The organism is Pseudomonas sp. 58(2021), assembly GCF_017491585.1.
Classification (GTDB): Bacteria; Pseudomonadota; Gammaproteobacteria; order Pseudomonadales; family Pseudomonadaceae; genus Aquipseudomonas; species Aquipseudomonas fluorescens_BT.
Map to the genome: position 1 here is coordinate 34053 of NZ_JAFGYZ010000020.1, position 14500 is coordinate 48552.

The window sequence follows — 14500 nt, forward strand, 5'->3', positions numbered from 1 at the left end:
TTATGGATGCCATCCTAAACAATCGCCCCACTAATGTCACATTGATATTTACGCGGCGACTTGCCCTTGAGCATGTGATCCAGTTCCGGTTTTAAACTTTCCGACATACGGTCATTCCGGTTGCCATCATCCGACGCAGCACCCTTAATTGCTGTGATTCACGACAAGAAGTTCTGGGAAATCCTTACCATGCGTTCGCACCTGTTAAAGGCATTGCCTTTCGCTCTCGCCGCGTCTTTTGCACAAGCACAAACCCTGCCCGAAGCCATGCAACAGGCACTGGATGTCCATCCGGAAATCCAGGCGGGGGTCAATAGTCGTTTGGCTGCGGATTATCAGTTAAAGGCTGCCAAAGGTGGATACCTGCCCAAGGTCGACCTGCTCGGCGGTTATGGCCGTGAAGGCACCGACAGCGTCACCACCCGCGCCAACGGCGGCGGTAATCACTGGGAAACCCTGAACCGCAGCGAGTCAAGTTTACGTCTCTCGCAAATGGTTTTTGACGGTTTCGCGACGTCCAGCGAGGTAGGGCGTCAACAAGCCACCGTCAACTCCCGCGCCTATGCCTTGCTCGGGACCTCCGAGCGCACTGCGCTGACCGTGGCCCAGGTTTATCTGGATGTACTGACCCGCCGCGAATTCGTGCGTCTGGCCGAGGAAAACCTCAAGAGCCACCAGCGCATCTACGATCAGATCCAGTTGCGCACCCAGCGCGGCGTCGGCAGCGGTGCTGACCTCGACCAGGCCGAAGCGCGGATGGCCCAGGCCCGCAACAACCTGATCACCGAGCAGACCAACCTCGCCGACTCGGAAACCAACTTCCTCAGCGCCGTCGGCCAGATGCCCGATCAACTGGAGCGCCCGGCGCCGTTCATGGCGATGATGCCGGCCAACCTGAATGAAGCCCGCACGCAGATGCTGGAAAACAGCCCGATCCTGCGTTCGGCCGAGTCCGACATCGCCGCGGCCGAAAAGCAGTACGAAACCGCCAAGTCGACCTTCTACCCGCGTTTCGACGCCGAGCTGGGCCGCACCGCCGACAACGACCTCGATGGCCAGAACGGTCACAACAATGAATGGCAGGCGATGCTGCGCATGCGCTTCAACCTGTACTCCGGCGGCAGCAACAAGGCTGACCTGGAATCCAAGTCCTATCTGTCGAACCAGGCGCTGGACATCCGCAACAACGCCCTGCGTCAGTTGAACGAGGAACTGGGCCTGGCCTGGAACGCCCTGAATAACGCCAATGCCCAAGTGCCGATCGCCCAGCAGTACGTCGATCACAGCACCTCGGTGCGTACCGCGTACCAACGTCAGTTCAGTCTGGGCGAACGAACCCTGCTGGATTTGCTCGACAGTGAAAACGAACTGTTTACCGCTTCGCGTCGTCTGGCCGAGATCAAGAACATTCAGTTATTTACTCAATACCGAATCAAGGCGACCATGGGCGAGTTGCTCAAGAGCCAGGGAGTGGTCGCACCGATGGCATCCGTTGTGCAGAACGACGTGAAGCCCAAGGTTCAACTGCCCGGGATGAATTGAGTTGTCCCTTTTCAACTGTTAAAGAGTGTCGAGCGTGGAATCAGAAGTCAGTCGAGTTCATCTCAGTCATGATCCACGCGCGATGCACGACGATCCGTTACTGGATGGTCTGCTCGCTCTTTGCATGCTGCACCAGAAACCCGCCAGCGCGGCGATGCTGACCACCGGTCTGCCGCTGCCCAAGCAACGCCTGAGTGTCGAGCTGCTGCCCCGTGCGGCGGCGCGCGCCGGGCTGCAGGGGCGGGTGCTGCAACGCAAGCTGGAAGAAATTCCGGCCATCGCGATGCCGGCGTTGTTGTTGCTCAAGGATGGCCGCAGTGCCGTCCTGCTCGGCTGGCAGGGGGAGAACGATGCCCGGGTGTTGCTCAGCGAAACCGATGGCGGCGAGTCCCTCGTCAACCGTGAGCTGCTGGCCGACGACTACCTCGGCAAAGTGTTCTTCGCCCAACCCCAGCACAAATTCGACGTCAACCACGGTACGCTGATCCCGCGTGCACGCTCGTGGTTTCGCGACACCCTCAAGCGTTCGCGCTGGCTGTACGCCGACGCCATCGCCGCCAGTTTCCTGATCAACATCATCGCCATGGCCGCGCCGCTGTTCGTGATGAACGTCTACGACCGCGTGGTGCCGAATCAGGCCGAAGCGACCCTGTGGGTGCTCGCGCTGGGCATCACCGGCGCCTATCTGTTCGACCTGATCCTCAAGAGCCTGCGCAGCCTGTGCCTGGATCTGGCCGGCAAGAAAACCGACCTGATCATTTCCGCCACGCTGTTCGAACGCATCGTCGGCATGGCCATGAAATACCGGCCGGCGCGGGTCGGCAGCTTTGCCCAGAACATTCATGAGTTCCAGAGCCTGCGCGACTTCCTCGCCTCGCTGACCCTGACCAGCCTGATCGACCTGCCGTTCACCATCCTGATCTTCATCGTCATCGCCATTCTCGGCGGGCATCTGGTGTGGATTCCAGTGCTGGCCTTCCCGATTGCACTGTTGATCGGCTACGCCTTGCAGAAGCCGCTGGTGGCCACCATGGAACGCACCATGGCGCTGGGTGCCGAGCGTCAGTCGAGCCTGATCGAAACCCTCGCCGGCCTCGACGCGGTGAAGGTCAACAACGCCGAAAGCGAACGCCAATATCAGTGGGAGCAAACCATCGGCACCCTCAGCCGTCTTGAGCTGCGGGTGAAAATGCTCTCCGGTCTGGCGATGAACATCACCCTGCTGATCCAGCAGCTGGCCGGGGTGATCATGATCGTCTTCGGCGTGTACCAGATCATCGCCGGCAACCTGAGCATGGGCGGCCTGATCGCCTGCTACATGCTCAGTGGCCGTGCCCTCAGCCCGCTGGCGTCGCTGTCCGGTCTGCTGACCCGTTACCAGCAGGCGCGGGTGACCATGACCTCGGTCGACCAGATGATGGAGCTGCCGCAAGAGCGCAATTTCGAAGAGCGCCCGCTGAGCCGCAAGGTGCTGCAAGGTGCGATCGAATGCCGTCAGCTCAACTTCACCTACCCGGATCAACAGAACCCGGCGTTGAAGAACATCAACCTGGTGATCCGTCCCGGCGAGAAAATCGGCATCATCGGCCGCAGCGGCTCGGGCAAGAGTTCGCTGGCGAAATTGCTGGTCGGCCTGTATCAGCCGGACGACGGCGCGTTGCTGGTGGACGGCGTCGACATTCGCCAGATCGACGTCAGCGAGCTGCGCTACAACATCGGCTACGTGCCGCAGGACATCCAGCTGCTGGCCGGCACCCTGCGCGACAACCTGATTTCCGGCGCCCGCTACGTCGAGGATGAGCTTGTGCTGCAAGCCGCCGAACTGGCTGGCGTCCATGAATTCGCCCGCCTGCACCCACAGGGTTATGAACTGCAAGTCGGTGAGCGCGGGCAGAACCTGTCCGGCGGCCAGCGCCAGAACGTCGCCCTGGCCCGGGCGCTGTTGCTCAACCCGCCGATCCTGCTGCTCGACGAACCGACCAGCGCCATGGACAACACCGGCGAAGAGCGCCTCAAGCAGCGCCTCGCGGCGGTGGTGGAAAACAAGACCGTGGTGCTGGTGACGCACCGGGCATCACTGCTGTCGCTGGTCGACCGCCTGCTGGTGGTCGACCGTGGACAGATTCTCGCCGATGGCCCGAAAGCCGCCGTGATGGAAGCGTTGAAGAAGGGGCAGATCAGTGTTGCTTAAGTCGGGTTTCAAGGATTCGATCCGTCGCTACTTCAAGGGCTCGGCATCGCTGCAGGGCCAGCCGCTGCCAGAGGTCAACAAGGCCTTGATCGAAGACGCGCCGCGCGTGGTGCGCCTGACGATCTGGGCGATCATCGGTTTCTTCGTGTTCCTGATGCTGTGGGCCAACTTCGCCGTCATCGACGAAGTGACCAAGGGCGACGGCAAGGCGATTCCCTCGTCGAAGATCCAGAAAATCCAGAACCTTGAGGGCGGGATCGTCTCCGAGCTGTTCGTCAAGGAAGGCCAGATCGTCGAGGCCGGCGCGCCGCTGGTGCGGCTGGATGACACGCGTTTTGCCTCCAACGTCGGTGAAACCGAAGCTGATCGACTGTCGATGTTGCTGCGGGTCGAGCGCCTGAGTGCCGAGGTCGAGGACCGTCCGCTGAATTTCCCCGAGGACGTGCTCAAAGCCGTGCCGGGTCAGGCAAAAAGCGAAGAATCGTTGTACATCAGCCGTCGCCAGCAATTGCACGATGAGGTCGGTGGCTTGCAGGAGCAGTTGATCCAGCGCCAGCAAGAGCTGCGCGAGTTCACCTCGAAACAGGCGCAGTACCGCCAGCAACTCGGCCTGCAACGCCAGGAAATCAACATGTCCGAGCCGCTGGTGGCCCAGGGCGCGGTGTCGCCGGTGGAAGTGCTGCGACTCAAGCGTGCCGAAGTGGAAACCCGTGGTCAGCTCGACGCCACCACGCTGGCGATCCCGCGTGCCGAATCGGCGATCAAGGAAGTGCAGCGCAAGATCGACGAAACTCGCGGCAAATTCCGCAGCGAAGCCCTGACTCAGCTCAACGAAGCGCGCACCGACCTGAACAAGGCCCAGGCCACCGGCAAGGCGCTCGAAGACCGGGTCAGCCGTACGCTCGTCACCTCGCCGGTGCGGGGCATCGTCAACAAGATGCTGGTCAACACCATCGGCGGCGTGATCCAGCCGGGCAGCGACCTGCTGGAAATCGTGCCGCTGGACGACACTTTGCTGGTCGAAGCGAAGATCCGCCCGCAGGACATCGCGTTCCTGCATCCGGGCCAGGAAGCCACGGTGAAATTCACCGCGTATGACTACACCATCTACGGCGGTTTGAAGGCGAAGCTCGAGCAGATCGGCGCCGACACCATCACCGACGAAGACAAGAAAACCACTTACTACGTCATCAAGCTGCGCACCGAGCGCAGCCATCTGGGCACCGACGAGAAGCCGTTGCTGATCATCCCGGGGATGGTGGCGTCGGTGGACATCATCACCGGCAAGAAGACCGTGTTGAGCTACCTGCTCAAGCCGATCATCCGGGCGCGGGCCGAGGCGTTGCACGAACGTTGATTCTATTCGAGGCTGATGGCCTCATCGCGAGCAGGCTCGCTCCCACATTCGATATGAGTCGAACACAAATTTTGCGTTCACTGGAGATCAAGTGTGGGAGCGAGCCTGCTCGCGAGGCGTTTGTCAAAACAACAAATTCCGTCCAGAAGTGACGCAAATAGTCACTCACCATCCAGTCCATTCCGAAGCAATCGCCATATCGTTATTCGTTAACAGTATTTAAATTCCTCTTCTTATAGCTATAAAGTCAGCCTCCTGCGTACCTGCCGACCAATCGGCGCGCCGCACGACACGAACCCACACGCAATCCAGCGTGAGTTTCTGATCGACGCGCGCGCCCTTGAGCGCGCCGTGCGTGGGAGATTGATTGATGTCCGCAGCTACTGCTACCCCAAGCGCCGCGACTGTCGCGCCGCAAACCTTCGAGATCCGCCCGTTCAGCGGTGCCGTCGGCGCCGAAATCATCGGCCTCGACCTGACCCGTCCGGTCAACGATGAGGACTTCGCCCGCATCCACCGCGCGCACCTCGATCATCACGTCGTGGTGTTTCGCGACCAGCGCATCACCCCGCAACAACAGATCGACTTCAGCCGCCGTTTCGGCGTGTTGCAGATCCATGTGCTCAAGCAGTTCCTGCTGGCCAATCACCCGGAAATTCTCATCGTCTCCAACATCGTCGAAAACGGCCAGAACATCGGCCTCGGCGATGCCGGCAAGTTCTGGCACTCGGACCTTTCCTATAAGGAGCTGCCGAGCCTCGGCTCGATGCTGCATGCCCAGGAGCTGCCATCCGAAGGCGGCGACACCCTGTTCGCCGACATGCACAAAGCCTGGGACAGCCTGCCCGACGCGCTGCGCAAAGCCGTCGAAGGCCGCTCGGCTGCGCATTCCTACACGGCGCGTTACAGCGAAACCAAATTCGAAGGCAACTGGCGCCCGACCCTGACCCCGGAGCAATTGGCTCAAGTCGCCGAGGTCGTGCACCCGGTGGTCCGCACCCATCCGGAAAACGGCCGCAAAGCATTGTTCGTCAGCGAAGGCTTCACCACCCGCATCGTCGGCCTGCCGGAAGACGAGAGCAAGCAACTGCTCGACGAGCTCTACGCCCACAGCGTGCTGCCGCAGAACATCTACCGCCATCAATGGCAGCCCCACGATCTGGTGTTCTGGGACAACCGCTCGCTGATCCACCTTGCCGCCGGTTGCCCTGCGCACCTGCGCCGCAAGCTGTATCGCACCACCATCCAGGGCGACGCGCCTTTCTGATTTGCCGGAGATCCGATCATGTCCAAACGTCTTCCATTCGCACCGCTGGCAGCGGCCATCGGCCTCGGTCTCAGCCTGATCGCCGGCAGCCTGGTGGCGCCGACCGTGGCCCACGCCGAAGGTGAAATCCGCATCGCCGAACAGTTCGGCATTGTCTATTTATTGCTCAACGTGGTGCGTGATCAGGGACTGATCGAGAAGTACGGCAAGCAGGAAGGGCTCGACATCAAGGTCGACTGGACCCAGCTGTCCGGTGGCGCAGCCGTCAACGATGCGCTGCTCTCCGGTTCCATCGACATTGCCGGCGCCGGCGTCGGGCCGTTGCTGACGATCTGGGATCGCACCCACGGCAAGCAGAACGTCAAAGCCGTAGCCTCGCTGGGCAACTTTCCGTACTACCTCGTCAGTAACAATCCCAAGGTCAAAACCATCGCCGATTTCACCGAGAAGGACCGCATCGCGGTCCCGGCGGTGGGCGTTTCGGTGCAGTCGCGCTTCCTGCAATATGCGGCGGCCAAACAGTGGGGCGACAAGGAATTCAATCGCCTCGACAAATACACCATCGCCGTCCCGCACCCGGACGCCACTGCTGCGCTGATTGCCGGCGGCACCGAGCTGACCGGGCATTTCTCCAACCCGCCGTTCCAGGATCAGGCGCTGGAAAATCCGAACGTGCACGTGGTGCTCAACTCCTACGACGTGCTCGGCCCGAACTCGCCGACCGTGTTGTTTGCCACCGAGAAATTCCGCAACGAGAACCCGAAGACCTACAAGGCGTTCGTCGAAGCCCTGACCGAAGCCGCGCAATTTGCGCAGAACGATAAGGGCGCGGCGGCCGACACTTACATCCGCGTGACCAAGGCCAAGATCGACCGCGCCGCGTTGCTGAAAATCATCGACAACCCGCAGTTCGAATTCAGCGTCACGCCGAAAAACACCTACCCGCTCGCCGAATTCCTCTACCGCGTCGGCGCGATCAAGAACAAACCCGAATCGTGGAAGGACTACTTCTTCCAGGACGCCAAACCGCTGCAAGGGAGCTGATCGACATGAACGCCCCTTTGCAAGGCCACGCGGCCAGCAACCCGATCGCCACGGCGCAAGCGCTGCTGGCGGTCGATCAGGTCAGCCTCGAATACCGTACGCCGCAGCGCGTCGTGCGGGCCACCCACCAGGTCAGTTTCGAAGTCGATCAACAGGATCGCTTCGTGCTGCTCGGCCCGTCCGGCTGCGGTAAATCCACCTTGCTCAAAGCCGTCGCCGGGTTCATTGCACCGTGCGAGGGCGAGATCCGTCTGCAGGGCCAGCGGGTCGACGCGCCGGGACCGGACCGGATCGTGGTGTTTCAGGAGTTCGATCAACTGCCACCGTGGAAAACCGTCAAACAGAACGTGATGTTTCCGCTGTTGGCTTCGCGCACGCTGAAGAAAAAAGAAGCCGAGGAGCGTGCGCTGCACTATCTGGAAAAGGTCGGCCTGGCCGCGTTCACCGATGCCTATCCGCACACCCTGTCCGGCGGCATGAAAGCGCGGGTGGCGATTGCCCGGGCGTTGGCGATGCAGCCGAAAATCCTGCTGATGGACGAACCGTTTGCCGCGCTGGACGCCCTGACCCGACGCAAGATGCAGGAGGAATTGCTGCTGCTCTGGGAGGAAGTGCGTTTCACTTTGTTGTTCGTGACGCACTCGATTGAAGAAGCGCTGGTGGTGGGCAATCGCATCCTGCTGTTGTCGCCGCATCCGGGCCGGGTGAGGGCCGAAGTGCACAGCCATCAATACGATCTGCACAGCCTTGGCGGCGTGGCGTTTCAGGAATCGGCGCGGCGCATTCACCGTTTGCTGTTCGATGAAGGGCAGTCGCCGGAAGCCGAGCGCGAACTGGATTTCACCGATATCCGCATCGCTTATTGAGCCGCCTGGAGGATTGCCCGATGAGCCATTCATCATCCGTACGTCAAGCTTTCGAAAACGATCTGCAACCGCTGACCAGCGTTCCGGTGGAGCGCGAACTGCCGCTGGGTCAGCGCCTGTGGCAGCAGGGCTGGTTGCGCAAAAGCGTGATCCTGATTTTGCTCGCCGTGCTCTGGGAGGTGGTCGCCCGGGTGCAGAACAACGACCTGCTGCTGCCGAGCTTTTTGCAGACCAGTCATGCGCTGTATGACGGCCTGCTCAGCGGCGAACTGCTGGGCAAGGTCTGGATCTCGCTGGTGGTGCTGATCAAGGGTTACCTGATCGGCATCGTCCTCGCCTTCGCCCTGACCACGCTGGCGGTTTCGACCCAGGTTGGTCGGGACTTGCTCAGCACCCTGACCTCAATGTTCAACCCGCTGCCGGCGATTGCCCTGTTGCCGCTCGCATTGCTGTGGTTCGGGCTGGGTCAGAACAGCCTGATTTTCGTGCTGGTGCATTCGGTGCTGTGGGCGCTGGCGCTGAACACGTATGCCGGGTTTCTCGGCGTCTCGGAAACCCTGCGCATGGCAGGCCGAAACTACGGTTTGAAGGGCATGCGCTTCGTGCTGTTCATCCTGATTCCGGCAGCGCTGCCGTCGATTCTGGCCGGGCTGAAAATCGGCTGGGCCTTCGCCTGGCGTACCCTGATCGCCGCCGAACTGGTGTTCGGCGCCACCAGCGGCAAGGGTGGTCTGGGCTGGTACATCTTTCAGAACCGCAACGAGCTGTACACCGACAAGGTGTTTGCCGGTCTGGCGGTGGTGATCCTCATCGGTTTGCTGGTGGAGAACCTGGTGTTCGACACGCTGGAGCGGGTGACGGTGAAACGCTGGGGAATGCAGCGCTGAGATGTGTGCGGAAGCGGCTGGCCCTTTCGCGAGCAAGCCCGCTCCCACAGGGGAAATGCATTTCAAATGTGGGAGCGGGCTTGCTCGCGAAGACGTCGGTTCATGCGCCACCGATTTCAAGTTTGTTTGCTAGCATTGCACCCAGATCAATCCTGATCGGTCACGAGTGCTCAGCATGCAACTCCCGGACATGAACCTGTTGGTCGCCCTCGACGCCTTGCTCGACGAGGGCAGCGTGGTCGGCGCCGCGCGGCGGATGAACCTCAGTTCGGCGGCCATGAGCCGCACGCTGACGCGGATCCGCGAAGCCATTGGCGATCCGATCCTGGTGCGTGCCGGTCGCGGTTTGGTGCCGACGCCCAAGGCGCTGGAGCTGCGCGAGCAGGTTCGGGATGTGGTCGAGCAGGCGGCGCTGCTGTTTCGCTCGGCCGATGCCGTGGAATTGGGCACGTTGCGCCGGCGCTTCAGCATTCGCGCCAACGATTTTTTCGTTGGCGTGTACGGCGGCAAGCTGTTCGACACCCTCGATCAACTGGCGCCGCACTGTGAGTTGCGTTTCGTTCCCGAAGGGGATGGCGACGATGAAGCGCTGCGCGAAGGGCGCATCGACCTGAGTGTCAGCAATACGCGCCCGGTGACCCCGGAAGTCAAAGTACAGAACCTGTTTTCCACCCATTTCGTCGGTCTGGTGCGCGAGGACCATCCGCTGCTGGATGGCGAGATCACCGCCGAACGTTACGCCGGGTTTTCCCACATCAGCATGTCCCGCCGGGGCATCGCCCGTGGACCCATCGACACCGCTTTGAATGCCCTGGGGCTGGAGCGGCGAGTCGCGGTGATCGCGCCGAGTTTTCATGCGGCGATGTTCGCCCTGCCGGACTCCGACCTTATCCTGCCGGTGCCCAAGGAAGCGCTGCTCAGCGTGCGGCGGCTGGGCTTGAAACTGCGTTCGTTCGACCTGCCGATCCCGTTGCCGACCCTGATGCTGACCCAGGCCTGGCACCCGCGTTTCGACAAGGATCCGGCCCACCGCTGGCTGCGTGAAACCCTCAAGACCTGCTGCGACGAAACCTGGCTGGCGGCGCAGCCCTGACGATTGCGTCTGGTGCAACTATAAGCTGCCGACAAGTCAATTTTCGTCAGCCGTAAGCCTTACTAAGATGCTCCGGTATTTTTCCCTCCGGAGTTTGCTTGCATGACATCCCTGACGGTCACGGCGCCGATCGCCGCTGCCGCTCCGATGGCCGCCGCGCCACCGGTGTTCGGGGCGCGGATCATCATTGGTCTGGTCGGCGTGCTGCTGGCGGTGCTGGTGTCGGGTCTCAACGAGATGGTGACCAAGGTCGCCCTGGCCGACATTCGCGGCGCCCTGAGCATCGGCTACGACGAAGGCACCTGGCTGGTCGCGAGTTACACCGCGACCTCGGTGGCGGCCATGGCGTTTGCGCCGTGGTGCTCGGTGACCTTTTCCCTGCGTCGCTTCACCCTCTGCGCCATCGGCGTGTTCACCCTGCTCGGGGTGCTCTGCCCGTTCGCCCCGAACTACGAAAGCCTGTTGCTGATGCGCATCCTGCAAGGCCTGGCTGGCGGCGCGCTGCCGCCGATGCTGATGACGGTGGCCCTGCGGTTTCTGCCGCCCAACTTCAAGCTTTACGGCCTTGCCGGTTACGCCCTGACCGCCACCTTCGGCCCAGGTCTCGGCACGCCGCTGGCGGGGTTGTGGACCGAATACGTCGGCTGGCAGTGGACGTTCTGGCAAATCATCGTGCCGTGCCTGATTGCCATGGCGATGGTTGCCTGGGGCATTCCACAGGATCCGCTGCGCCTGGAGCGCCTCAAGTCGTTCAACTGGAAAGGTTTGCTGCTGGGCTTTCCGGCGATCTGCATGCTGGTGATCGGCCTGTTGCAGGGCAATCGCCTGGACTGGTTCGAGTCGAACCTGATCTGCGCTTTGCTCGGCGCCGGTTCGCTGTTGCTGGTGGCGTTTCTGATCAATGAGTGGTCGCAGCCGATTCCGTTTTTCAAGTTGCAGATGCTCGGCATCCGCAACCTGTCGTTTGCACTGATGACGTTGGCTGGGGTGTTGGTGGTTTTGCTGGCGGTGGTGCTGATTCCATCGAGTTATCTGGCTCAGGTGCAGGGTTACCGGCCGGTACAGACTGCGCCGATCATGCTGATCGCGGCGTTGCCGCAGTTGATCGCGCTGCCGCTGGTGGCAGCGCTGTGCAACCTGCGCTGGGTCGATTGCCGCTGGGTGCTCGGGATCGGTTTGAGCATGTTGACGCTGTCGTGCCTGGGCGGCTCGCAGCTGACCTCTGAGTGGATTCGCGACGATTTCTACGTCCTGCAATGGCTGCAGATTTTCGGCCAGCCGATGGCGGTGCTGCCGTTGCTGATGCTGTCGACCGGCAGCATCCAGCCGCAGGACGGGCCGTTCGCCTCGGCGTGGTTCAACACCGTGAAAGGTCTGGCGGCGGTGGTCGCCACCGGCGTGATCGAGGCGCTGACCACTTCGCGCCTGCATTTTCACTCGACGATGCTGGTCGATCGCCTCGGCAATTCACCACTGGCCGCGAGCAACGACCCCGGCCTCGCCCATCGCCTGCACGAACAGGCGGTGGTGCTGACTTCTTCGGATCTTTACCTGTGCATGGCCGGCGTCGCGGTGGCGCTGATCCTGCTGATTTTCTGGCTGCCGACGCGGATCTATCCGCCGCGTGCGCCGACCTGATTGAAATAGAAGGTTCTTATGACGACTCAAGCAAAGCAAAAACTCGCGGTGGCTGTGGCCGCTGCGCTGGCGGTCGGCGTGCTGGTGTATCTGGCGATGCCCGGCCTGTTCGGCAAGCGCACTCAGCAGAACACCAACGACGCCTTCGTCTCTGCCGACTTCACCCTGGTGGTGCCGCGTGTGGCCGGGTTCATCAAAGAGGTGCTGGTGGAGGACAACCAGCAGGTCAAGGCCGGGCAGTTGCTGGCACTGATCGATGACCGAGACCTGCGCGCCGCCGCCGAGGCCGCCGACGCGCAAACCCTGGTGGCCCGCGCTCAATTGCAGAACACCAAAGCCACGCTGGAGCGCCAGACCTCGGTGATCGCACAGGCGCAGGCGTCGGTGGTTTCGGCCAAGGCTGAAATGGCTTTCGCCCAGCAGGAATTGAACCGCTACAACCATCTCGCGGGCGTTGGCGCCGGCACCGTGCAGAACGCGCAACAGGCGCGCACCCGGATCGATCAGGCCTCTGCGCGGCTGGACACGGCCACCGCGAAACTGGCAGCGGAACGCAAGCAGGTGGAAATCCTCACGGCGCAGCGCGATGCCGCCGAAGGCCGTTTGAAGCACGCTCAGGCCGCGCTGGAAATCGCCAGTTTCGAGCTGTCCTACACACGTATCACCGCGCCCCAGGACGGCATGATCGGCGAGCGCGCCGTGCGGGTCGGCGCCTATGTGACGCCGGGCAGCAAACTGCTGGCGGTGGTGCCGCTGAAGCAGGCCTATGTGGTCGCCAACTTTCAGGAAACCCAGCTCACCGACGTGCAGCCGGGGCAGGACGTTGTGGTGCGGGTCGACAGCCTCGGCGGCGAAGCCCTCACCGGTCGCGTCGAGAGCATCGCCCCGGCCACCGGCGTGACTTTCGCGGCGGTCAAACCGGACAACGCCACCGGCAACTTCACCAAAGTCGTGCAGCGGATTCCGGTGAAAGTTTTGCTGGATCCGGGCCAGCCATCGGCCGAGCGCCTGCGCGTGGGCATGTCGGTGGAGGCGAGCATTGATACCCAAAGCTCGGCGACGTCTGTGCGTGAGGTGACGCAGCGATGAAGCGCTTTCAGTCCATGACAGTGGTCCTGAGTCTGTCGGCGTTGGCGGCGTGCACCGTCGGCCCGGACTTCCAGAAACCCCAAGCCACCCGGATTGCCGAGTGGGCCAAGCCGTCAAAAACCGCCGTCAGCCAAGCCGTCAGCGAACCCTTGAACGAGCGCTGGTGGGAAGTCTTCAACGACGCGCAGCTCTCGGCCCTGACCCAGCGCGCCTTGCGCAGCAACCTTGACCTGCAACTGGCCAGCAGCCGCCTGCAACAAAGTCGCGCCGCTCGTCAGGTAATCACCGCCGACCGTTATCCAACGACCGCCGCCACCGGCAGCTACGCCCGCAAACGCAACAGCGGCGAAGGCTTGAACGACCCGTCCGGACACAACGGTGACTCTGCGTTCAACCTGTGGGATGCCGGTTTCTCAGCCTCCTGGGAGCTGGACTTCTGGGGTCGTGTGCGCCGGGAAGCCGAAGCCGCCGATGCCAACCTCGAAGTCGCGGAAAACGACCGTCGCGGTGTTCTGCTGGCGGTGCTCGCGGACACCGCGCAGAACTACATCCAGCTGCGCGGCGTGCAGAACACCCGCGCGGTCACCGAGCAGAACCTCGATGTGGCGCGGCACAGCCTGAAACTTTCGCAACTGCGCCTCAACGACGGCGTGGCCACCGATCTCGACGTCGCCGAAGCGGCCGCGCAAGTGGCGGCCATCGAATCGCGACTGCCGGCACTGGAGCAACGTCAGGCGCAACTGATCAATGCCATCAGCCTGTTGATGGGCGAGCCTCCGCAGGCTCTGACCAAAGCGTTATCCACAGATGCGCCGGTGCCGCAGTCGCCGCTGACCGTCGCCATCGGTCTGCCGTCGCAACTGGCCGAACGCCGTCCGGACATCCGCCAGGCCGAAGCCCGTCTGCATGCCGCCACCGCCAACATCGGCGTGGCCAAGGGCGATTTCTATCCGCGCATCACCCTGTCCGGCAATCTCGGTTCGCAAGCCATGCAGCTCAGTGATTTCGGTTCCTGGGGCTCACGGGCCTTCGGCATCGGCCCGCAATTCAGCCTGCCGCTGTTCGACGGTGGCCGCTTGCGCGGCATGCTGCAACTGCGCGAGGCCCAGCAGCAGGAAGCGGCGATCGGTTATCAACAGACCGTCCTGCGTGCCTGGCACGAAATCGACGACCAGCTGACCGCCTACAACGCCAGCCAGCGCCGCCGCGACAGCCTCGCCGAAGCCGTGCGCCAGAACCAGATCGCCCTGCGCACCGCGCAACAGCAATACGTCGAAGGCGTGGTCGACTTCGTCAACGTCCTCACCGTGCAAGGCGCACTGCTCGCCACCCAGGAACAATGGGTGGAAAGCTCCACCGGCGTTTCACTGGCGATGGTCGGGTTGTACCGGGCGTTGGGCGGGGGATGGGAGTCGGTGTATCCGGTGGGGGAGATGGCGCAGCGTTGATTCTCCCACCCGAATGATGGCCTTTCGCTTGACGCTAATCGCCGCTGTCGTAGACTCCGAGCATCCGTCAGGGAGTAA

11 protein-coding genes are annotated in these 14500 nt (G+C 62.3%); all 11 read left to right on the plus strand.

Annotation, left to right across the window (positions count from 1 at the left end; all coding sequences use genetic code 11):
• The first annotated feature begins 189 nt into the window (after positions 1-189).
• Positions 190-1542: a TolC family outer membrane protein gene (locus tag J5M72_RS21675; RefSeq protein WP_207867046.1), complete on the plus strand. Its 1353-nt coding sequence runs from the start codon at positions 190-192 to the stop codon at positions 1540-1542.
• Between the two features lie 34 nt (positions 1543-1576).
• A complete protein-coding gene (locus tag J5M72_RS21680; RefSeq protein WP_169428310.1) occupies positions 1577-3733 on the plus strand; it encodes a type I secretion system permease/ATPase in 2157 nt (718 codons plus the stop codon).
• Positions 3723-5090, plus strand: a complete 1368-nt coding sequence (locus tag J5M72_RS21685; RefSeq protein WP_108558974.1) for an HlyD family type I secretion periplasmic adaptor subunit — start codon at positions 3723-3725, stop codon at positions 5088-5090. The genes J5M72_RS21680 and J5M72_RS21685 overlap by 11 nt, the downstream gene beginning before the upstream one ends.
• 370 nt (positions 5091-5460) lie before the next feature.
• Positions 5461-6357 carry a TauD/TfdA family dioxygenase gene (locus tag J5M72_RS21690; protein WP_085613330.1) on the plus strand — a complete coding sequence of 299 codons (897 nt, stop codon included), beginning with the start codon at positions 5461-5463 and terminating at the stop codon, positions 6355-6357.
• 18 nt (positions 6358-6375) lie between these two features.
• Positions 6376-7401 carry an ABC transporter substrate-binding protein gene (locus tag J5M72_RS21695; protein WP_207867047.1) on the plus strand — a complete coding sequence of 342 codons (1026 nt, stop codon included), beginning with the start codon at positions 6376-6378 and terminating at the stop codon, positions 7399-7401.
• A 5-nt stretch (positions 7402-7406) separates the two neighbouring features.
• Positions 7407-8267 (plus strand): ABC transporter ATP-binding protein, encoded by an 861-nt coding sequence (locus J5M72_RS21700; protein WP_207867048.1) that lies wholly within the window; start codon positions 7407-7409, stop codon positions 8265-8267.
• Positions 8268-8287: 20 nt separating this feature from the next.
• The gene (locus J5M72_RS21705) at positions 8288-9154 is read left to right on the plus strand and encodes an ABC transporter permease (RefSeq protein WP_207867049.1); all 867 of its coding nucleotides are present in this window, start codon (positions 8288-8290) and stop codon (positions 9152-9154) included.
• Between the two features lie 175 nt (positions 9155-9329).
• Positions 9330-10247 carry a LysR family transcriptional regulator gene (locus J5M72_RS21710; protein WP_127796543.1) on the plus strand — a complete coding sequence of 306 codons (918 nt, stop codon included), beginning with the start codon at positions 9330-9332 and terminating at the stop codon, positions 10245-10247.
• Between the two features lie 102 nt (positions 10248-10349).
• Positions 10350-11885, plus strand: a complete 1536-nt coding sequence (locus tag J5M72_RS21715) for an MFS transporter (protein WP_207867050.1) — start codon at positions 10350-10352, stop codon at positions 11883-11885.
• Positions 11886-11903: 18 nt separating this feature from the next.
• The gene (locus J5M72_RS21720) at positions 11904-12974 is read left to right on the plus strand and encodes an HlyD family secretion protein (protein WP_207867051.1); all 1071 of its coding nucleotides are present in this window, start codon (positions 11904-11906) and stop codon (positions 12972-12974) included.
• A complete protein-coding gene (locus tag J5M72_RS21725) occupies positions 12971-14422 on the plus strand; it encodes an efflux transporter outer membrane subunit (protein ID WP_207867052.1) in 1452 nt (483 codons plus the stop codon). The genes J5M72_RS21720 and J5M72_RS21725 overlap by 4 nt, the downstream gene beginning before the upstream one ends.
• Positions 14423-14500 lie beyond the last annotated feature (78 nt).

Excerpts from the sequence above, each read along its gene's own strand:
- J5M72_RS21705 (WP_207867049.1), top strand. The coding sequence starts at position 8,288 with ATGAGCCATTCATCATCCGTACGTCAAGCTTTCGAAAACGATCTGCAA.
- J5M72_RS21700 (WP_207867048.1), top strand. The coding sequence starts at position 7,407 with ATGAACGCCCCTTTGCAAGGCCACGCGGCCAGCAACCCGATCGCCACG.
- J5M72_RS21675 (WP_207867046.1), top strand. The coding sequence starts at position 190 with ATGCGTTCGCACCTGTTAAAGGCATTGCCTTTCGCTCTCGCCGCGTCT.
- J5M72_RS21710 (WP_127796543.1), top strand. The coding sequence starts at position 9,330 with ATGCAACTCCCGGACATGAACCTGTTGGTCGCCCTCGACGCCTTGCTC.
- J5M72_RS21695 (WP_207867047.1), top strand. The coding sequence starts at position 6,376 with ATGTCCAAACGTCTTCCATTCGCACCGCTGGCAGCGGCCATCGGCCTC.
- J5M72_RS21725 (WP_207867052.1), top strand. The coding sequence starts at position 12,971 with ATGAAGCGCTTTCAGTCCATGACAGTGGTCCTGAGTCTGTCGGCGTTG.
- J5M72_RS21715 (WP_207867050.1), top strand. The coding sequence starts at position 10,350 with ATGACATCCCTGACGGTCACGGCGCCGATCGCCGCTGCCGCTCCGATG.
- J5M72_RS21690 (WP_085613330.1), top strand. The coding sequence starts at position 5,461 with ATGTCCGCAGCTACTGCTACCCCAAGCGCCGCGACTGTCGCGCCGCAA.
- J5M72_RS21720 (WP_207867051.1), top strand. The coding sequence starts at position 11,904 with ATGACGACTCAAGCAAAGCAAAAACTCGCGGTGGCTGTGGCCGCTGCG.